At 39.6% G+C, this 19,613-nt stretch carries 14 protein-coding genes; 9 read left to right on the forward strand and 5 right to left on the reverse strand.

The window, feature by feature from the left end; translation table 11 throughout:
* Positions 1 to 75 precede the first annotated feature (75 nt).
* From O9316_RS02805 to pbpC, 3 genes are all read left to right on the forward strand, one after another.
* Positions 76 to 5,748, forward strand: a complete 5,673-nt coding sequence (locus O9316_RS02805; protein ID WP_298205058.1) for an MG2 domain-containing protein — start codon at positions 76 to 78, stop codon at positions 5,746 to 5,748.
* Positions 5,749 to 5,838: 90 nt separating this feature from the next.
* The gene (locus O9316_RS02810; protein WP_298205059.1) at positions 5,839 to 6,426 is read left to right on the forward strand and encodes a transposase; all 588 of its coding nucleotides are present in this window, start codon (positions 5,839 to 5,841) and stop codon (positions 6,424 to 6,426) included.
* Positions 6,427 to 6,546: 120 nt separating this feature from the next.
* The gene (gene pbpC / locus O9316_RS02815; protein ID WP_298205060.1) at positions 6,547 to 8,880 is read left to right on the forward strand and encodes a penicillin-binding protein 1C; all 2,334 of its coding nucleotides are present in this window, start codon (positions 6,547 to 6,549) and stop codon (positions 8,878 to 8,880) included.
* A gap of 165 nt (positions 8,881 to 9,045) precedes the next feature.
* Here pbpC and O9316_RS02820 read toward each other — a convergent pair whose 3' ends face one another.
* Both O9316_RS02820 and O9316_RS02825 read right to left on the reverse strand, forming a co-directional pair.
* Positions 9,046 to 10,596, reverse strand: a complete 1,551-nt coding sequence (locus O9316_RS02820; RefSeq protein WP_298205061.1) for an Rne/Rng family ribonuclease — start codon at positions 10,594 to 10,596, stop codon at positions 9,046 to 9,048.
* A gap of 341 nt (positions 10,597 to 10,937) precedes the next feature.
* Positions 10,938 to 11,231 (reverse strand): HU family DNA-binding protein, encoded by a 294-nt coding sequence (locus O9316_RS02825; protein ID WP_073361914.1) that lies wholly within the window; start codon positions 11,229 to 11,231, stop codon positions 10,938 to 10,940.
* A 133-nt stretch (positions 11,232 to 11,364) separates the two neighbouring features.
* Here O9316_RS02825 and mutY point away from each other — a divergent pair, with 133 nt between their 5' ends.
* The 3 genes from mutY to gldD all read left to right on the forward strand — a co-directional run bounded on the left by mutY (position 11,365) and on the right by gldD (position 13,756).
* Positions 11,365 to 12,396, forward strand: a complete 1,032-nt coding sequence (gene mutY / locus O9316_RS02830) for an A/G-specific adenine glycosylase (RefSeq protein ID WP_298205062.1) — start codon at positions 11,365 to 11,367, stop codon at positions 12,394 to 12,396.
* A gap of 45 nt (positions 12,397 to 12,441) precedes the next feature.
* Positions 12,442 to 12,873, forward strand: a complete 432-nt coding sequence (gene ssb / locus O9316_RS02835; RefSeq protein ID WP_297517044.1) for a single-stranded DNA-binding protein — start codon at positions 12,442 to 12,444, stop codon at positions 12,871 to 12,873.
* A gap of 349 nt (positions 12,874 to 13,222) precedes the next feature.
* Positions 13,223 to 13,756 (forward strand): gliding motility lipoprotein GldD, encoded by a 534-nt coding sequence (gene gldD / locus O9316_RS02840; RefSeq protein WP_298205078.1) that lies wholly within the window; start codon positions 13,223 to 13,225, stop codon positions 13,754 to 13,756.
* A 56-nt stretch (positions 13,757 to 13,812) separates the two neighbouring features.
* Here gldD and O9316_RS02845 read toward each other — a convergent pair whose 3' ends face one another.
* Positions 13,813 to 14,187, reverse strand: a complete 375-nt coding sequence (locus O9316_RS02845; protein ID WP_298205063.1) for a heavy-metal-associated domain-containing protein — start codon at positions 14,185 to 14,187, stop codon at positions 13,813 to 13,815.
* 93 nt (positions 14,188 to 14,280) lie between these two features.
* Between O9316_RS02845 and O9316_RS02850 the strand changes: the two genes are divergently transcribed.
* On the forward strand, positions 14,281 to 15,147 hold the full coding sequence (locus tag O9316_RS02850) for a DMT family transporter (protein ID WP_298205064.1): 867 nt from the start codon (positions 14,281 to 14,283) through the stop codon (positions 15,145 to 15,147).
* A 46-nt stretch (positions 15,148 to 15,193) separates the two neighbouring features.
* Here O9316_RS02850 and O9316_RS02855 read toward each other — a convergent pair whose 3' ends face one another.
* Both O9316_RS02855 and O9316_RS02860 read right to left on the reverse strand, forming a co-directional pair.
* Complete coding sequence (locus O9316_RS02855) at positions 15,194 to 17,251, reverse strand: pitrilysin family protein (RefSeq protein WP_298205065.1); 2,058 nt, start codon at positions 17,249 to 17,251, stop codon at positions 15,194 to 15,196.
* Positions 17,252 to 17,261: 10 nt separating this feature from the next.
* A complete protein-coding gene (locus O9316_RS02860; protein WP_298205066.1) occupies positions 17,262 to 18,590 on the reverse strand; it encodes a pitrilysin family protein in 1,329 nt (442 codons plus the stop codon).
* A 249-nt stretch (positions 18,591 to 18,839) separates the two neighbouring features.
* On the opposite strand from O9316_RS02860, the gene rplU reads away from it, so the two are divergent.
* Both rplU and rpmA read left to right on the forward strand, forming a co-directional pair.
* Positions 18,840 to 19,298, forward strand: a complete 459-nt coding sequence (rplU, locus tag O9316_RS02865; RefSeq protein ID WP_298205067.1) for a 50S ribosomal protein L21 — start codon at positions 18,840 to 18,842, stop codon at positions 19,296 to 19,298.
* Between the two features lie 22 nt (positions 19,299 to 19,320).
* Positions 19,321 to 19,581 (forward strand): 50S ribosomal protein L27, encoded by a 261-nt coding sequence (gene rpmA / locus O9316_RS02870; protein ID WP_297517037.1) that lies wholly within the window; start codon positions 19,321 to 19,323, stop codon positions 19,579 to 19,581.
* The last annotated feature ends 32 nt before the right edge of the window (positions 19,582 to 19,613 follow it).

Here is a 19,613-nt window from a genome sequence, read left to right on the forward strand (position 1 = left end):
GCTCAACCCGTATCCTTCTTCGCCATTCCGCAACCCACCAACAAATACATAAACGTATCTTCATCCACCCTTTTTATGAAAACTTTTAAGTTTCTGTCTGTGCTCATGGTCCTTGTGACCTTAGCTGCTTGTTCGAAAAAATCGGCTGCCTATTTTGATTCCGACCCTATGCTTTTCAAAGCGTACATTTCTGGTTTTACCTCTGGTTTTATTCCTGCGAAATCCGACATTCGGGTGCAACTGGCCTTCCAAAAAAAGGACTGGAATCCCGAACAAGAATTGGATGATGCCATTTTCTCCATTTCACCCAGTGTGGATGGAAAAGTGAAAATGCTTTCTTCCAACACTATTGCTTTTATTCCAGACGAACCCTTGGAACAAAACACTTTGTATCAAGTGACCTTGAATTTAGAGAAATTGACGACTGTCTCCGATGAAAAATTACAGGCTTTTAATTTTTCATTCAAAACCATCAAGCAAGACTTTATCGTTCAAACCCAAGATTTACAATCGTACAATAAAGATTATTATTATCAATATGGCACGATTCGCACTGCGGATGCAATGGATTTTACGTTGGCGCAAAAAATCCTAACGGCCACCCAAAACGGTAATGATCTAAAAGTAAAACTCGACAAGGAGATGAGTTCACCCACCGAATTCAAATTCCTTATTGACAGCATTCAACGCTTTTATGATGAAAGCACCATCACTTTGAAATGGGATGGTGATGAAGCCGATGTTGAAGACCAAGAAGGTTTTGTGGAAATAAAAATCCCAGGTAAAAACCAGTTCAAAGTGGTTCAAATTACTTCGGGAGATGAAAACAACCAATCGATACTGATCAATTTCTCAGACCCGTTGAAAAAAGACCAAAACTTTGCGGGATTGGTCAATATTCAAAATACGGATAATTTGAAATTTAGTACGATGGGCAATGTACTCAAAGTCTATTTTGACAATGTCGGATCCACAACCAATACGCACAAAACCGTACAAAACGAAGTCGTGGCCACAGAAGAAGTGGCCGTAGATACAGTCGCGGTGGCAGCAGACACAACCGTTACTGTTGTCGATACTTCAGACGATGTCTCGGATTATGAAGAAGAGGAAGAACCCAAAATGATTTCTTCCAATAAGCTTGTCGAAGTATTCGCTGGAATTGAAAGTAGTGACGGGTATAAACTCAAAGAAAATTATACAGAAACACTCATTTTTGACCCAATCAAGCCCGGAGTGAAGTTGGTGAAAAGCGGAAGCATATTACCCAGTTCGAATAATTTAAAAGTGAATTTTGAAGCCGCTAGTTTGAATGCAGTCGATGTCAAAATTTATAAAATTTACAAGAACAATATCCTTCAGTTTTTACAAGATAACGAACTCAACGGCACGCAAAACCTACGTCGTGTAAGTCAGCCCATCGCCAAAACTACCTTGCAGCTTAAGCAAAACAATCTTTATAATTATAACAAATGGAATACCTACGCCCTGGACATTTCCAAAATCATTGAACCTGAACCCGGAGCCATTTACCGGGTAGAATTTTCCTTCCGTAAAAAATATGCCTTGTACAAATGTGAAGGTAGTTCAGAAAATTCGTCTAATGAAGAAGCGGAAGAAGAAAATGAAGATGATGTGAATTATAGCGGTGGCGGCGGTTATTACTATTATTATGAAGAGGATTACAACTGGATGGAAAGTCAAGATCCGTGTTCCGATTACTATTATTACAACACCAAACGCGGCACCAATATTTTAGCAACAGATTTAGGGGTTATCGTGAAACGCGGTAATAACAAGTCGGTGACGGTTGCGGTGAGTAATATTGTGACAACCGACCCAGAATCGGGTGCAAAAGTAGAATTATTCAATTTCCAACAGCAAAAATTAGCAGAAGCCAACACGGATGGAGACGGTATGGCAACTTTCGAATTGACGAAAATGGCTTATTTTGCTGTAGTTTCCAAAGGCGATCAAAGTACATATATCAAACTAGATGACGAACTTTCGCTTTCGGTTAGTAATTTCGATGTTTCGGGAGAAAGTTTGCAAAAAGGCTTGAAAGGCTATATTTATGGAGAACGCGGTGTGTGGCGCCCGGGAGATATGGTGTATTTGTCGTTTATATTGAATGACAACAACAATAAACTTCCTGAAAACCATCCGATCAAATTACGCTTTAATGATCCCAAAGGCAAAACGGTATATCAAACGGTACAAACCAAAAACGAGTTGAACCATTATGCCTTTACAATTCCCACGGAAGCCGATGCGCCTACGGGTAATTGGGAAGCCCGCATTAGTGTGGGAGGCGCGCATTTTTATAAAAGCATTAAAATAGAAACCATCAAACCCAATCGTTTAAAAATCAAAAATAGTTTTAATGGTAAAATGCTTTCGGCGGGTGAAAAAAATATAAATAACGTACAAGTGACATGGCTTCATGGTGCGGTAGCTAAAAACTTAAAAACGGAAGTTCAAGCAAAATTTTCACAACAAGTCACCACTTTCAAAGGCTATTCCAACTATGTATTTGATGATCCTTCCCGAAAATTTTCAACAGAAGAAGTCAATATTTTCTCAGGAAAAGTCAATGAAAATGGGCAAGTATCGATTCCGATTAACCCAATAATTCAAGGGCAAGCTCCAGGAATGTTGCGTGCGGCATTCATCACTAAAGTGTATGAACAAGGCGGTGATGTGAGCACCGATGTAGCAGCGGTGAATTATTCACCCTACAAAACTTATGTGGGTATAAAAGCACCCGACCCCAATAAATATGGATTGATTGAGACGGATAAAAACAACCGTTATGAAATTATTTCTGTGAATGAAAATGGAAATCCAGTTCCGGTGAAAAACTTGGAAGTTCGCGTGTATCGCTTGGAATCGCGCTGGTGGTGGGATGCTTCCAATGAAGATTTATCCAATTACAACACAGCCAATGTGACGACTTCGTATAAGTTGTTCCGAATCAACACCGATGCATCGGGTCGTGGTCAAGTGGTCTTTTCAGTTCCCGGTGACGATTGGGGCCGCTATTTGGTTCGAGTGGTAGACCCTAATGGTGGACATGCTTCGGGAACTACTGTGTTTTTGGATTATCCGTATTGGTCCTCGCGTTCTCGTAATGTCGATGGTGATGGCGCCACTGTTTTACGTTTTAATACCGATAAAAAAGAATATGCAGTAGGCGAAACCGCCAAAGTCTTTTTACCTTCCAGTGACGGTGGACGGGCTTTAATTTCGATAGAAAATGGCTCTAAAGTTCTAAAAACCCTTTGGACCAAAACAAAATCAGGTGAAACCACAGTGGATATACCCATTACTGCGGATATGGCGCCCAATGTGTATATCAATGTAACCTTATTACAACCCCATGCTTCTACCAAAAACGATGCACCAATTCGTATGTATGGTGTGGTTCCTATTGGCGTAACGGATAAGTCAACGGTTTTACAGCCGAAAATCACCATGCCCGAAGTATTAAAACCCGAGCAAAACGTAACTATTAAAGTAAGTGAGCAACAAGGCAAAGCCATGACCTATACCATTGCCATTGTCGATGAAGGGTTATTGGATCTTACCCGTTTCCAAACCCCAAATGCTTGGGATGATTTTTACAAAAGAGAAGCCTTAGGGGTACGTACTTGGGATGTTTATAATGATGTGATTGGTGCTTATGGTGGGCGCGTGAATCAAGTTTTTAGTATTGGTGGAGATGCTGATGCGGGCGGTGGCAAATCGAAAAAAGCCAACCGATTCAAACCTGTGGTGGTATTCTTGGGCCCATTCAAATTAGAAAAAGGAGCTGAAAAAACACACCAAATTAAATTACCCAAATATATTGGATCCGTGCGCACTATGGTAGTTGCGGCTAATGCAGAAAGCAATGCCTATGGTAGTGTGGAGAAAACGACACCCGTTCGCAGTCCGTTGATGGTCTTGGCTTCATTCCCAAGAAAAGTGACACCTTCAGAACAAGTGACCTTACCCGTTACCCTTTTCGCCATGGAAAATCAGGTAAAAAATGTAACGGTTCAAGTAAAAACGAGTGGCGGCATTGTTTTAGCCAGTAAAGCCACGCAATCGGTAACTTTTGCACGTCCCGATGAAAAAATGGCGTATTTCAATTTGAAAATTGCGAATGTTACCGGCATTGGTAAAGTTCAAGTGATTGCAACTTCGGGGAAAGAGCGCTCCGTTTATGAAATTGAAGTCGATATTTTTAATCCGAATCCAGTAACGACTGCTTATACCGATGTGGTTTTGAGTCCGAATTCAAGTAAAACGGTGAATTGGAAATCCTTCGGAATTGCAGGTAGTAATAAAGCGGTAGTCGAAGTTTCGTCCATGCCTACGGTTGATTTTGGTCGACGTCTCGATTATTTGATTCAATATCCTCATGGATGTGTGGAGCAAACAACTTCCTCGGTATTTCCTCAGTTGTATTTGAATGATATTATGGATTTGGATACGAATCGAAAAACGCGTATTCAACGTAATGTTGCTGCGGGAATTCAACGTTTATCCAAATTCCAAACCGCTAGTGGCGGAATGAGTTATTGGCCTGGCAGTAATTATGCTGATGACTGGGGTAGCAGCTATGCCGGACATTTTATGATTGAAGCTGAGAAAAAAGGGTATGCACTTCCGCCAACGTTTAAAACGAAATGGATTGCTTACCAACAACGGGCGGCCAAACAATGGCGTTTCGAAAGTCATAACGATATCGCACAAGCGTACCGATTGTATACTTTAGCTTTAGCGGGAAGTCCCGATTTGGCATCGATGAACCGTTTGCGAGAAACCCGCGACATTTCGAATGAAGCCAAGTTACGTTTAGCGGCTACTTTTGCCTTATTAAAACAAAATAATGCGGGTATGGCGTTGCTTTCTCGAGCTAAAATTGATGAAGAATATTCTGACGAAAATTACTACGACTATTATTACGGTTCACGGGAACGCAATCGTGCCATGGCGTTGGAAACGTTACTTCTTTTAGGTCAAAAAACACAAGCCTTCCAATTGGCGTCAAAACTGGCTAAAAACATGGCTTCTGACGAATGGATGAGTACACAAACTTCGGCCTATTGTTTGTATGCCATGTCAAAATTTGCACAATATAATGGCGGGAAAGGTATGAATGTGACTGTGGTTCAAAAGGGCAAATCGGAGACGATTTCTACGGCAAAATCGCTTTCGCAACGAACGTTAATGGTTCAAAATGGTTCGAATAAGGTGACCTTGAAAAACAATTTGAAAAATACCTTATTTGTTCGCGTTTACAATAGTGGTATTCTACCGGTTGGAAAAGAAAAGCCAATGGAAAATAATGTAAAAGCTTCCTTGGTATTTAAAGACCGTAAAGGCAATAAAATAGATATTACTAAAATTGCGCAGGGCACTGAATGTATTGCAGTTGTTACGTTAACAAATTTAAAGAATGATTATGTGGAAAATATTGCATTAACCCAAATCATCCCATCCGGATTTGAAATTGTGAATACTCGTTTTACAGACTACGGCAATGCAACAGAAAACACCGTGGATTATATGGATATTCGCGATGATCGTGCCAACTATTATTTTGGATTAAAAGGCGGTGAAACCCGAACGTTCAAGTTATTGTTGAATGCCTCCTATCTCGGTAAATATTATTTACCCGGATTGCAATGTGAAGCGATGTATGACCATGAATTTATTGCCCGAACCAAAGGGCAATGGGTTGAAGTGGTGAATGAGTAGCCTATCGTGATAGGTTGAAAAAAATTATAAGCCAAGAGTAACCAGACCTAACAGGTTTTAAAACCTGTTAGGTCTATAATATAAGCCAATATGAAACGAGAACTATTTGAATATGGTGGATATTACCATGTGTACAACCGAGGGAATAATGGAGAAAATTTATTCCTGGAAGAACGAAACTATCTTTATTTTTTGAATCTTATGAAGAAGTACCTTCATCCAATTGCTGAAATTTATGCCTATTGTTTGATGAACAATCATTTTCATATCATTTTAAAAATTAAAGAACGGGACGAATTAAGAAATATGGCGGAAGACAAATTGCACTTGCCCTTTTCCAACTTTTTTAACAGCTATGCAAAGGCAATAAATAAAGCCTATGGAAGAACAGGCAGTTTATTTCAAGAGCATCTGAAAAGGAATCGAATCAGTACCAATGAAACCCTAATTCAGGCTGTTGCTTTTGTACATTTAAATCCTGAATACCACAAGGTTTGTACGGATTTTGGGTCTTACAAACATACCTCCTATAAAGCCTATCTTTGTGTTCAGCCCAGCTTATTAACTCGACAATATATCTTCACATTGTTTGGAGGTATTGATAATTTTAAAAATAGTCATGATTTAAAAAAAATAGATTTTGAGCTTTTAAAGGACATTCTTTTTCTTGAACAATAATAAACCTAACAGGTTTTAAAAACCTGTTAGGTCTAAATTACCAAATCATTGCAAAGACTAGTACACATATTTATTCACTACTTGAAGTCTACCTTTTCACCGTTCTTCCAAGCGGCGAAAATGCGTATACGTAAGCACCCTAAAAAATCAGCAGTGCTTTTTATAGTGCTTGTCGTGTATTATTTTTCATTACCAAGCACACTGTTTCAAGTCCCTTACTCAACCGTTATTGAGAGTAATGACGGACAATTGCTAGCGGCTAAAATAGCAACTGATGGACAATGGCGTTTTCCGGCGAAGGATAGTGTTCCTGAAAAATTTAAAAAATGTATTGTCTATTATGAAGACGAACATTTTTATCAGCATTGGGGATTCAGTCCTGTAGCCATGTACAAAGCGGTGCAACAAAACCGTGCTGCTGGAAAAGTAGTGCGCGGTGGCAGTACGTTGACCCAACAAGTTATACGTTTATCAAGAAATAATCAAGACCGAACCTATTGGGAAAAAGTTAAAGAAATCGTCTTAGCGACACGATTAGAATTTCGCCATTCCAAAGATACGATACTCGAACTCTATGCAGCGCATGCCCCTTTTGGGGGTAATGTGGTGGGTTTGGAAATGGCCTCATGGCGGTATTTTGGGGTTCAGGCGCATCAATTATCTTGGGCTGAAAGTGCAACATTAGCCGTTTTACCGAATGCCCCACGGTTGATTTATCCTGGGAAAAATCAGGAGAAATTATTAAGAAAACGCAATGCTTTGCTGTTTAAATTATACCAGAATAATGAAATTGATCAATTGACCTATGATTTAGCTATCAAAGAACCCTTACCTCAAAAGCCCTATGATTTACCGCAGTTGGCGCCGCATTTGTTGGAACGCGTTTATAAAAAAAATCCTGGTGAACGCATCACCACTACCCTTGAATTGCCCTTGCAAAATCGGGTAAATCAAATAGCAAGTTTTTATTATAATCAATACAAACAAAACGAAGTCCACAATTTAGCAGTCATTGTGATTGATGTCCAAAATCGGAATATTGTGAGTTATGTCGGCAATGCGCCTACCGACCCGCAACATGGAAAAGATGTGGATATCATTGGAGCGCCACGAAGCACAGGAAGTATTTTAAAACCCTTATTATTTACTTCGATGTTGGATGAAGGCGAACTTTTACCCAATACTTTAGTAGCTGATATTCCGACACAAATTTCGGGTTATGCCCCACAAAACTTCAATCAAACCTTTGATGGCGCTGTTCCCGCGCAGCGTGCTTTATCGCGATCGTTGAATATTCCGGCCGTATTGATGTTGCAAGAACACGGTATTCCGAAATTTTATGAAACCTTACAGCAATTAGGGCAAAAGAATATCAACAAACACCCCGATCATTACGGTTTATCCTTGATTTTGGGAGGAGCCGAAAGTAATTTATGGGATTTAACGAAGACGTATGCCAATATGACGTCGACCTTAAATTATTACAATCAAACCAAAAAATACCGCAGTCAAGAGTTTGCCGATTTGAACTTCATCCAAGGATTTGAACACGATTTTGGATCGGATTCCTATGATAAAACGATTTTTGGTGCAGGTTCTATTTATTTGACCTACAATGCGATGAAGGAGGTTAACCGTCCGGAAGGCGATGAAGCTTGGAAGTTTTATGACTCCGCTTTACCCATTGCATGGAAAACGGGGACCAGTTTTGGAAATCGTGATGCTTGGGCAATTGGAACCAATTCACGATATGTGGTGGGCGTTTGGGTGGGTAATGCTTCAGGAGAGGGCCGACCCGAGTTAACCGGTGTAGATAGTGCAGCTCCCCTATTATTTGATGTGTTTAATACGCTGCCCAAATCGGGTTGGTTTATAGCCCCTTTGAATGATTTAGAACAAGCGGACATCTGTGTGCAAAGCGGACATATTGCGCAAGATGATTGTCCCAAATCTAAACAATGGACCCCAATAAAAGGATTGAAAACCAAAGTTTGTCCGTATCATAAATTGGTGCATTTGGACCCAACCGAACAGTTTCGTGTGAACAGCAATTGTGAATCGGTAGATCGAATGATCAATAAAAAATGGTTTGTGTTGCCACCTGTTTGGGAATGGTATTACAAAAGTTTGCATATTGATTACCAACCTTTACCGCCCTTTCGACCGGATTGTATAGGGGAAGCGCAGGTGCAAATGGACTTTATTTATCCGCGGGCGACGAGTAAAATTTACTTGACGAAGAACTTCAATGGAGTGATTCAGCCGGTAGTTTTTAAAGTGGCGCATTCCAACCGTGAAGCTAAATTGTATTGGTATGTAGACAACCGTTATTTGGGAACGACCCAAACCTTTCATGAAATGCAGATAACGGCCCAAACGGGAGTCCATCGGGTGACCGTAGTAGATGAAAAAGGGAATGAAATCAAGCGTAAAGTTGAGTTGATACGCGATTGATAGCAGCTTGCAGCCCGGACTTGCCTTCCGGCAGCAGGTTGAAGCGGCATCCTCCCGACGTAGGAGGGAGACCTACCTTAGTCGGCAGGCAAGTTCAGCGGAAAGCCGGAATAGCTGCCCTAAAAACAAAAAAACCGCCAATCAAATCGAGAGGCGGTTTTTTATTTATTCTTTAATCTCGCTTCCTTCTTCGTTAAAGAAACGGTATTCGAGGTACGTGTAAGCATCACGAGGTATGATTTTCACCCATTTTTTATGTTCGAAGAACCACTTCAAACGTAAAGATGGAAAACCTTTGGTAAGGTAGGCAGCCACAAAGGGATGGGCATTAAGCACCAACTTTTTTTGACTGTCTTTTAATCGTTCAATATCGGAAGCAATGCGGTCGATTAACAAAATGGGCGCATCGACTTCGCCTTGTGACCCCTGGCTAGGATCTTCTTCCTGTGTTTTAATGTTGACTTCAGGTCGCACCCGTTGTCGTGTAATTTGGACCAATCCGAATTTACTCGGTGGCAAAATTTTGTGTTTCGCTTTGTCGTCGCTCATTTCGGCTTTGAGATGATCATAGAGCACCTTGCGATTTTCAGGATTTTGCATGTCAATAAAATCAATCACAATAATCCCACCCATATCGCGCAGTCGCAACTGCCTCGCAATTTCTGTAGCAGCAATCAAATTGACTTCCATAGCGGTGCCTTCTTGACTGGTTGCTTTATTGGAGCGGTTGCCACTATTCACATCGATGACATGGAGCGCTTCCGTATGTTCGATAATCAAATAGGCCCCTTTACTCATGGAAACTGTTTTCCCGAAGGAAGTTTTGATTTGTCGTTCAATATGAAAACGTTCAAAAATCGGATGATCGACGGCTTGATAAAGCTTCACAATTTTTTGTTTCTCTGGCGCTATTTCGGCTAAATAGTCCTTGGTTTGTTGGTACAACACTTCATCATCAACGGTGATTCCCGTGAAGGTATCGTTGAAAATGTCTCTAAGCATCGAAGAAACTTTGGTAAGTTCACTCAACACTTTCGACGGATGATGTGCCGTAGGTAATCGTTTACACATTGCAATCCATCTGTTCATCAGATTTTGCAAGTCTTTTTCGAGTTCGGCTGTTGATTTGCCTTCGGCTACTGTTCTCACAATAACACCAAATCCTTTCGGTTTGACGGCGGTAACTAATTTTTTAAGTCGGTCTTTTTCTTCTCGTGAATTGATTTTTTGTGAAACCGAAACCCGATCGGAGAACGGCACTAACACCAAATAACGTCCCGCAAACGACAGCTCAGAGCTGATCCGCGGTCCTTTGGTGGAAATGGGTTCTTTGACCACTTGAACTAGTACCGATTGATTGGCGCTCAACACATCGGCGATGGCACCATTTTTATCAATCTCTTTTTCAAACGGAAAGTTTTTTAGGGAGAAATCTTTTAATTTACCTGTGCTTACAAGTTTAATGAATTTCAAATAAGAAGTGAGATTAGGTCCCAAATCGTGATAATGCAAAAAGGCATCTTTCTCGAATCCAACGTTAACGAAGGCTGCGTTGAGTCCTGGGACTGGTTTTCGAATCTTGGCAATAAAAATATCGCCTACCAAAAACTGGCTTCGATCTTCTTCTTCTTTGTGTAATTCAATGAGTTTTCCATCTTTTAATAAGGCAAAATCTACAGCATCGTCACCCTTTCGGATGATAAGTTCTTTATTCATGATGTAAATTTTTATCCCGGAACAGGTCGAAAAGACCAATTTTAGGATGGATTAAACATTTATACAGGTTGTTTACCCGTTGGGAAAAATGAAAAAAAATTAACGATTGTTTAGGTTTGCAACGTAAAACAACCTAAAAAACAGTATTTTATTCGGATTTTTTTAAGTTTTTCCCGTAATTTCAAGGAACGTGTAAAAAGAAAAAAGTAGTTAAAAACTACTTTTTCTTTTTATGACGGTTTGCTCTCGCTCTTTTCTTACGTTTATGCGTCGCAACCTTATGTCTTTTTCTTTTTTTACCGCTTGGCATAGGTTAATTTGTTAGTGATTAATAAATATTTTTAGACTGTAACTTCAGTTTTAGCTTTTACACCTTCAACAAATACTTTAGCTGGCTTAAAGGCAGGAATGTTATGGGCTGGAATTTTGATGGTAGTATTTTTGGAAATATTTCTACCTGTTTTCTCTGCTCTTGTTTTGATGATGAAGCTACCGAATCCTCTTAGGTATACATTGTCTCCGTTCTCTAATGAAGCCTTTACTTCTTCCATCAATGCTTCTACAGTAGATTGAACATCTCCTTTTTCAAGACCTAATTTCTCTGAAATCTTCGCTACGATATCTGCTTTCGTCATTTTCTTTCGTATTTAATAATTATGTGTAAATTTTTGAGAGTGCAAATATAGGAATTAAAAAAACAAATTTTCAAGTATAATCTATTAAAATTTAAATACATAAAGTTATACTTTTGTTAAACTCAAATTATTCATGGAATTTACTAACTCACTATTACTTTGGTATTTAGAAAACCAACGCGATCTCCCTTGGCGTCAAACACGCGACCCTTATTGTATTTGGCTCTCAGAAATCATGTTGCAACAAACCCGTGTCGCGCAAGCCACCCCTTATTATTTACGCTTTCTTGAAGCCTTCCCCTCGGTAGTCGATTTGGCCGAAGCCTCGGAAGAACAAGTTCTTAAATTATGGCAAGGACTTGGTTATTACTCTCGAGCCAGGAACCTTCATTATACCGCCAAACAAGTTGCCAATGATTACCAAGGCCAATTTCCTAAAAGCTATCACGAACTCCTAAAACTCAAAGGCATCGGAGCCTATACCGCTGCTGCTATTGCATCTATTGCGTTTGACGAACCCGTAGCCGTCGTCGATGGAAATGTTTATCGGGTATTGGCACGCTTTTTTGGGATTGAAACCGATATCGCCGCTACTGCCGCTCAAAAAGAATTTTCGGCCTTAGCCAATACACTTTTGGACCCCAAGCGCCCCGCTCAATTCAATCAAGCGCTTATGGAATTTGGCGCCATGCAATGTACACCCAAAAATCCGTATTGCCACCAATGTCCCCTTCAGTGGAGCTGTGTGGCTTATCGTGATCAAAAAGTAAATGAATTGCCCGTAAAAACAAAAAAAACAAAAATAACCAACCGCTATTTCCATTACCTTGTTTTTGAAGACCCTCAACGTAAGATTTTGCTTGAAAAAAGAACCGAAAAAGGAATATGGCACAACCTCTACCAATTTCCTTTAATTGAAACCCCGTCCCCCATCTCTTGGGAGGATTTACAACAAAAAATTACATCCATTTGGCCCAGTGAAACGATAAATTCTATAGTTGAAATAAATAAAACAACTATTTTACACAAACTTTCTCATCAAAATTTGTACATTCGTTTTTACAAGATTAGTATTAATAAAGAATTGGTGGAAGGTGTTTCCAGAGAATCACTCGAAGATTACCCGTTTCCAATTGTAATTTATAATTTTATTAAGACGTATTAGGTATTAATTCGTATTTTTGCGTGATATAAACACGCCAATTTAATTATGAACGGGACACTTAACAAAGTTATGCTGATTGGTCATCTGGGGGATGATGTTAAAATGCACTATTTCGAAGGCGGTAATTGCATTGGACGCTTTCCATTAGCTACAAATGAGATTTATATCAATAAATCCACTAACGAAAAAATTACATCAACCGAATGGCACAATTTGGTTGTACGTAACAAAGCAGCGGAAATCTGCGAACGCTTTTTATCCAAAGGCGATAAAATTTATGTCGAAGGGCGTATCAAATCGCGTCAATGGACAACCGAGGAGGGTATTACTAAATACACTACTGAAATTCAGGTGACTGAGTTTACATTTCTAAATGTGAAAAAAGATTTAGAAAGTCGTGCGGTACCCAACCACGAACCTAGAAATGCTAGCTATGAAACGCCAAGCTCGCATGTTGAAAACGACATGCCTTTCTAAACCACTCCTTTTTAATGTTTTGCATTAAAAGGTATAAAAATCAAACTGCAATTGCTTCTTGGATTATGTTCTGCCTAGCGAGAATATAATTTTGTTTCTACAAAACAAACCAAAAAGCAATTGCAGTTCTTTTTTATTCACCCTAATCGGTTGATGTCGCTCTGTATTTTCAACGAACACTTTCTTTTACAAAATAATACAATTAGCCTTGCGTTAACCCCTTTGATAAAAAGAACAAATTGTCACAGCGAAATGATACCTTTGTACACCTTTTAATTTTAATCATCGAATGAAACACCATAACTTCATTTTCTCTGCGCAATATCGCTCGTATCGCTTCGGCTTTTTAATGGTATTCCTTTTATTTTGTGCTGCGAGTTGCAAAGAAGAAATCATTCCAAAACCCCCCGGACATTTGCGTTTAGAATATCCAATGGCGGCGTATACTCCCTATAATGGCCCATGTCCTTTTTCATTTGCTCGAAACAAAGAAGCGCAAATCAAAGAAAAAGGCGACTGCACGTTTACGATTACGTATCCCAAAATGAAGGCAACGCTATTTCTTACGTATAAACCGATTCAAGGGAATTTAGAACAATTATTACGCGATACTCAGAAACTAACCTACAAACATGTCATCAAAGCCGACAATATACTGGAACAACCTTTTATGAACGCCAAAGACAAAGTGTATGGCATGTTTTACCGCGTGGGAGGGAATGCTGCTACCAATGCACAATTCTATGTAACCGACAGTACCCGCCATTTTTTAAGTGGCTCTATGTATTTTTATGCGCGCCCTAATTTTGACTCCATTATGCCTGCGGCCGATTACATTAAAAATGATATGCAATCTTTGATGGAGTCGTTGAAATGGAAATAAAAAAAAGGATTCCAGTAGAAATGGAATCCTTGAGTTGAATATAATTAAGTAAGTTGTTAACTTTTTTTAGCCACTTTCATATCGGTGACTTTGTAGGTTTTGCCATCAGCGCAGGATTCGATTGCCGATTTTAATTCGGAACCCGAAAGTTGGTCCGCATCAAAATTCACGACCGCTTTTTTGGTTTCAAAATCAACTTTTGCCTCTTGAACCCCGGGCATCTCTACGAGCTTTTCTTCAATCGTTTTGGCACACCCAATGGCACAAGTCATTCCATCAATTTGCAAAGAAGCGGTCTCTGGTTTAACAGCAGGCGCTTTGGTGGCGCTGGCAACTTCTTTTCCATTTGGAGCCGCAGCGGTCTCTTGTTTGCAAGCGGTTAATGTCAAAACCATAGCCGCTAGAATACTAAATGCAGATGTTATTTTCATGGTTATTCCTTTGAATTGCAAACAAAAATAAATTTTTTTTTATACGAGCATTCATAAAATAATCCCAATTTTGCAAACCTTAACATCTTTGCTATGACCCAACAACAAGTAAAATGGTTATTCCTCATTATCCTAGCGCTCACATGGGGAAGTTCCTTTATTTTGATAAAAAGAGGATTGTTGGGCTTGTCGCCTCTCCAATTGGGGGCGGCTCGAATCGTGTTTTCTGCCCTTTTTTTACTCTTAATCGGATTCCAAAGTTTGAAAGATATTCGCCACTATCAATGGAAGTATATTGCACTCACTTCGTTATTTGGAACCTTTATACCCGCTTTCCTTTTTGCCATTGCACAAACACAAATCAGCAGTGCAGTAAGTTCCATACTAAATTCATTAACTCCTCTAAACACGCTTATTTTAGGAGCGCTAGCCTTTGGTCTTACGTTCAAACGTAGTCAAATTTTTGGTGTTGTCATCGGATTTTCAGGAACGCTACTACTCATTATTGATGGAGCGCTTTCACACCCCAATCAAAATTATATGTACACCGTATTGGTGCTTATTGCCTCGCTTTGTTACGCGACCAATGTGAATTTAATCAAAAAACACCTTTCCGATGTGAAACCGTTAAGCATAACAACCGGTAACTTTTTGGTCATGCTATTCCCCGCATTTGCGATACTTTGGAGTACTAATATTCAGGAAATTATTACGTCGCCTGCCACCCAAGAAGCGTTGCTTTATATCATGATTTTGGGCGTGATTGGAACAGGAATAGCCAACATTCTTTTTTACAAATTAATTCAAATCTCCTCACCTGTTTTTGCCACTTCGGTAACCTATTTAATTCCTGTGGTTGCTGTGTGTTGGGGTATGGTTGATGGCGAAAAATTAACCGCAGTTCAGGGCATTGGGGCACTGATCATATTGATTGGTGTTTACCTTTCGAGTAAAAAATAAAAAGGCTGCTCCTAAGAACAGCCTTCTTTATATACAAGCCTTTAGCTTATTGAAAATCAGCGTCAGAAACTCCTTCGTTGATTTTTACATCTGAAACTTTAATTTCTAAATCACGTCCTCCTTGAGAAAGCACAATGATGTAAGGCACTTTAACTCCTTTTACATCTTTGTAATCCGATAATAAAATGGAAGAGGTCATTTGCTGGCCATTGCGCTCTTGTGTTGTGGTTGAACCCACACGCAATCCCGTTTTCACATCGTAGTAATAAATTGTTTTACCACTTTTCAATGCATAGGCATCCACGCCATTAAACGGTTCGATTCCGTCTAAAACTACATCGGTTTTCTTAGCCAAGCCCAACTCTTCAAAGGTACCCGCCAATGCTTTTTTCTCAGCAAATTCTTCAGCGGTCATCTCTTTTTTCTGCCCTTGACCTGCAGAATACCCTGACTTATCGCCAATGACTTGTTTAGACAACTCCATCATTCCTGTAAGTTCTAATTTCATTAACGTACGTCCTTTGCTGTCTTTTTTAGAAATATATGCCAACGGAGCGGGAGCACCTTCAATCTCTGAAGTCCCATTTACGGCGATCGATTTTACCCCCATAACTGCTTTTTCACCTCCAATGGCGGCCATGTATTTATCCAAAACCGTTTTTACCGTTACCCCAGCAGGCACTGGCATTTTCATTTTTGGCTTCTCCGTTGGGTTACCAAACTTATCAAAGAAGAACATTGGAATTTTCAACTTTTCTAAAGCTGGTACAACTTCTGCGGCTTTCCCTGTAATAATAATACGTAAGTTATCGGCCAATACATATTTATTCATAACACGCATCACATCTTCTGCAGTTACGGCCTCAATATTTTTGATGTAATTTTCATAAAAATCGGCAGGTAAACTCTCCGTTTCAATATTTAAGGCATAACGTGCAACCGTTTGCGGCTTTTCAACTTGCATAACGAAACGACCAATATAACCGGCTTTTACATTGCGAAGTGCCTCATCGGTTACTTTCTCGGTGCGAATACGTTTGATTTCTTTCATGATTTCAACCACAGCACTATCGGTAACCGAATTACGTACTTGGGTATTTGCTTTGAATTTGCTCATCATGTACTTATTAGAGCCTACATTGGAGCGGGCGCCATACGTCCAACCATGGGCTTCACGCAAATTCATGTTTAAATAACTATTAAAATCACCTCCCAACACTTGATTCGCTACGATAACAGGGAAAAAGTCAGGATCAGACAATTTTAAATTTACGGTATTTACTACTGAAATCTCTGATTGCACTGCGTTGGGCATATCGACAAAATTGATTTGCGTATACTGAACATTGCTAGGCTGCGTATACGAAACCGCAGGTGCTGTAGCTTTAGTCCATGAGCCAAACAACTTTTCGACTAACTTTTTAGTTTCTTTAAATTTTACATCCCCAATAATAACCAAATACGCACGAGAAGGCACAAAATAGGTCACATAATTTTTCTTAATATCATCTAAGGTTACATTTTTAATTGTTTCCTCTGATAAATATTCTCCCGCGGGATGATTTTTGCTATACACCAATACATTTTCAACACGTCCAGCTACTGCGGGCACACTCTTCTCTTGTGTTTTTAATCCTTCGATTAATTTATCGCGTTCTTTTTCAAACTCTTCTTGCGTGAAATTGGGCATCAAAGATCCTTCGGCCATCAATTCTAAAATGCGCTTAGAATATTTGGATAAACCACTAGCATAAGCGCCACTAGAGCTGAAACTAATGTCGGCTCCCAAAAAGTCAACTTCTTCATTGAACGCATCTTTTGGCGTTTTGGTTGAACCCATTCCCATCAAACTGCTGGTCAAATCGTCAACGCCTTTTTTATCGCCTTCAGCGTAAGGAGCATTGTCTATAGTCAAACTAAAAGACACACGTGGTAATTTGTGGTCCTCTACTACCATGACCTTTAACCCGTTGGGAAGTGTGAACGTTTCTGGTTTTTTGATGCTAATTTTAGGTGCCGGTCCAGGCTGTGGTTGGGGTCTGTCTTGTGCTTGCATAATGAATGTCAGAAACAAGCCTGATAAAAGTATAATAGATTTTCTCATGATGATTCAATTATTTAGCGTCTGCTTTGTCTTTGGCTGGAACATAATCCAGAATTAAACGCTGGTTGGGATTCAAATACTTTTTGGCAATGTCACGAATTTCTTCTCGGGTAATAGAGCGATACATTTCGATTTCAGTATTGATTAAGTTAACATCGCCATACAACATATAGTAAGACGCTAAATTTTCAGCGACCCCTTCTACACTAGAATTGTTGTTTACGTAATTGTTTTCAATCTTGTTTTGCAACTTCTTGTAATCGTTCTCCGAAATGAGTTCGTTTTGCAACTTTACAATTTCCTCGTCCATCTCTTTTACCAGTTGCGCCAAAGTAGTTTCGCCTTGGGGCATTCCATACAGAATATACATCCCGTAATCTTCTTGAGAATAGTTGAACGCTCCAATTTGTAGCGCCATTTTTTTGTCATCGACAATTTTCTTATACAATTTGGAACTGTTTCCATCGCTTAAATATGTTGAAATCATATCCAATACACGAGCATCACGTGATTTCATAGAAGGGGTTCTGTATGAAGCCACTACCATAGGTTTCTGGATGTTAGGATCTTCATAGGTAGCGCGGATTTCTTGCGTAATCGGTGCTTCCTCAAACTTCTGGCGCTTCACCTCTTCCCCACGAGGAATGGGTCCAAAATACTTTTGAATCCAAGCTTTCGTTTGCGCAATGTCAATTTGCCCCGCCACTACCAAAACGGCATTGTTTGGGGTATAATACTTTTTGTTGAAGGCTTGAAACTCTTCCAAAGTAGCCGCATCCAAATGCTCCATAGAACCAATGGTAGCCCAACGATACGGGTGTTTTACAAACATATTTTTCTTTACCTCAGCAATCAATTGACCATAAGGTTGATTGTCTACACGTAAACGCTTTTCTTCTTTAACCACTTCATTTTGCGTGTCAACACCAATTTGGTTAATCACAGGGTGCATCAAGCGCTCGGACTCCATCCACAACCCCAACTCAAGGTTATTCGAAGGGAAAACTTCAAAATAATACGTACGGTCATCGGTCGTACTGGCGTTATTAGTCCCGCCATTACCCGTTACGATTTTGAACCATTCGCCTCGTTTAATGTTTTGAGTCCCTTCAAACAATAAGTGCTCAAAAAAGTGGGCAAAACCAGTACGATCTGGGTTTTCGTCTTTGGCTCCTACGTGATACATTACCGAAGTAATCACTACAGGCGCCGAAGGATCGTTGTGGAGAATGACATGCATTCCGTTGTCTAAGTCATACTCTTCAAAAGCAACTTTTTGAGCATGAGCTGTACCTCCAAGCATAAGCAATGAACTTAAAGCGATTAAAGATTTTTTCATAAGAATTCGTTGTTTGTTTTTTCGGGGTTAAACCCAGCGTTAAATCGAATGCCCATAGGTCACACAAATAGGCAAATTGTTACACAAAAATAGATTTTTTAATTGGGTTTCAGCATTATTTTTACTTCTCAACGAATACTTCAATCTAATCCTTTGATTATTAGGTCGAGTATTTTGAAAATTAGCTTGTTTGAATAAAATTAATTTGTATATTTGCAACCTTAAAATTTTTAACTAAACATTATTGTTATGTACGCAATCGTAGAGATAGCAGGGCAACAATTCAAAGTAAGCAAAGACCAGAAAGTTTTTGTTCACCGTTTAGCGAACGAAGAAGGTTCAAAAGTTTCTTTTGAAAAAGTTCTTTTATTAGACGACAACGGAACAATTACGATCGGCGCCCCAGCTATAGAAGGTGCTTCCGTAGAAGCCAAAGTTTTACAACACCTTAAAGGTGAAAAAGTAATCGTTTTCAAGAAAAAACGTAGAAAAGGGTACAAAAAGAAAAACGGTCACCGTCAAGCATTAACCCAAATCGTTATTGAAGGCATTGCTGCCACTGGTGCAAAAAAAGCGGTTAAAAAAGAAGCTGCTCCAGCTGTAGAAACTACAGAAGAAGCCCCTAAAAAAGCAAAAGCACCAAAAGCTGAAAAATCGGAGGATGCTGCACCAAAAGCACCGAAGAAAACCAAAAAAACTGAAGAATAATAACTTATAAAACCAAAACATCATGGCTCACAAGAAAGGTGTCGGTAGTTCCAAGAACGGTAGAGAATCAGAGTCGAAACGACTTGGTGTAAAAATCTATGGTGGCCAAGCGGCTATTGCAGGTAACATTATCGTTAGACAACGTGGTTCAAAACACAATCCAGGTGAAAACGTGTACATGGGGAAAGACCATACACTACACGCTAAGGTTGATGGAATTGTAAAATTCCAGAAAAAAGGGGATAATAAATCATTTGTATCTATTGAACCCTTCAAAGCATAATACTTCGTATTAGAACATAAATCAACCCGTTC

Origin of the sequence: Flavobacterium sp. (assembly GCF_027533505.1) — a bacterium.
Taxonomy (GTDB): domain Bacteria; phylum Bacteroidota; class Bacteroidia; order Flavobacteriales; family Flavobacteriaceae; genus Flavobacterium.

What these genes read in the sequence shown, in the direction of transcription:
- O9316_RS02805 (WP_298205058.1), top strand. Translation starts at nt 76, where the DNA reads ATGAAAACTTTTAAGTTTCTGTCTGTGCTCATGGTCCTTGTGACCTTA.
- O9316_RS02810 (WP_298205059.1), top strand. Translation starts at nt 5,839, where the DNA reads ATGAAACGAGAACTATTTGAATATGGTGGATATTACCATGTGTACAAC.
- O9316_RS02855 (WP_298205065.1), bottom strand. Translation starts at nt 17,251, where the DNA reads ATGAGAAAATCTATTATACTTTTATCAGGCTTGTTTCTGACATTCATT.
- mutY (WP_298205062.1), top strand. Translation starts at nt 11,365, where the DNA reads ATGGAATTTACTAACTCACTATTACTTTGGTATTTAGAAAACCAACGC.
- ssb (WP_297517044.1), top strand. Translation starts at nt 12,442, where the DNA reads ATGAACGGGACACTTAACAAAGTTATGCTGATTGGTCATCTGGGGGAT.
- O9316_RS02845 (WP_298205063.1), bottom strand. Translation starts at nt 14,187, where the DNA reads ATGAAAATAACATCTGCATTTAGTATTCTAGCGGCTATGGTTTTGACA.
- rplU (WP_298205067.1), top strand. Translation starts at nt 18,840, where the DNA reads ATGTACGCAATCGTAGAGATAGCAGGGCAACAATTCAAAGTAAGCAAA.
- O9316_RS02850 (WP_298205064.1), top strand. Translation starts at nt 14,281, where the DNA reads ATGACCCAACAACAAGTAAAATGGTTATTCCTCATTATCCTAGCGCTC.
- O9316_RS02860 (WP_298205066.1), bottom strand. Translation starts at nt 18,590, where the DNA reads ATGAAAAAATCTTTAATCGCTTTAAGTTCATTGCTTATGCTTGGAGGT.
- O9316_RS02820 (WP_298205061.1), bottom strand. Translation starts at nt 10,596, where the DNA reads ATGAATAAAGAACTTATCATCCGAAAGGGTGACGATGCTGTAGATTTT.
- pbpC (WP_298205060.1), top strand. Translation starts at nt 6,547, where the DNA reads ATGCGTATACGTAAGCACCCTAAAAAATCAGCAGTGCTTTTTATAGTG.
- gldD (WP_298205078.1), top strand. Translation starts at nt 13,223, where the DNA reads ATGGTATTCCTTTTATTTTGTGCTGCGAGTTGCAAAGAAGAAATCATT.
- O9316_RS02825 (WP_073361914.1), bottom strand. Translation starts at nt 11,231, where the DNA reads ATGACGAAAGCAGATATCGTAGCGAAGATTTCAGAGAAATTAGGTCTT.
- rpmA (WP_297517037.1), top strand. Translation starts at nt 19,321, where the DNA reads ATGGCTCACAAGAAAGGTGTCGGTAGTTCCAAGAACGGTAGAGAATCA.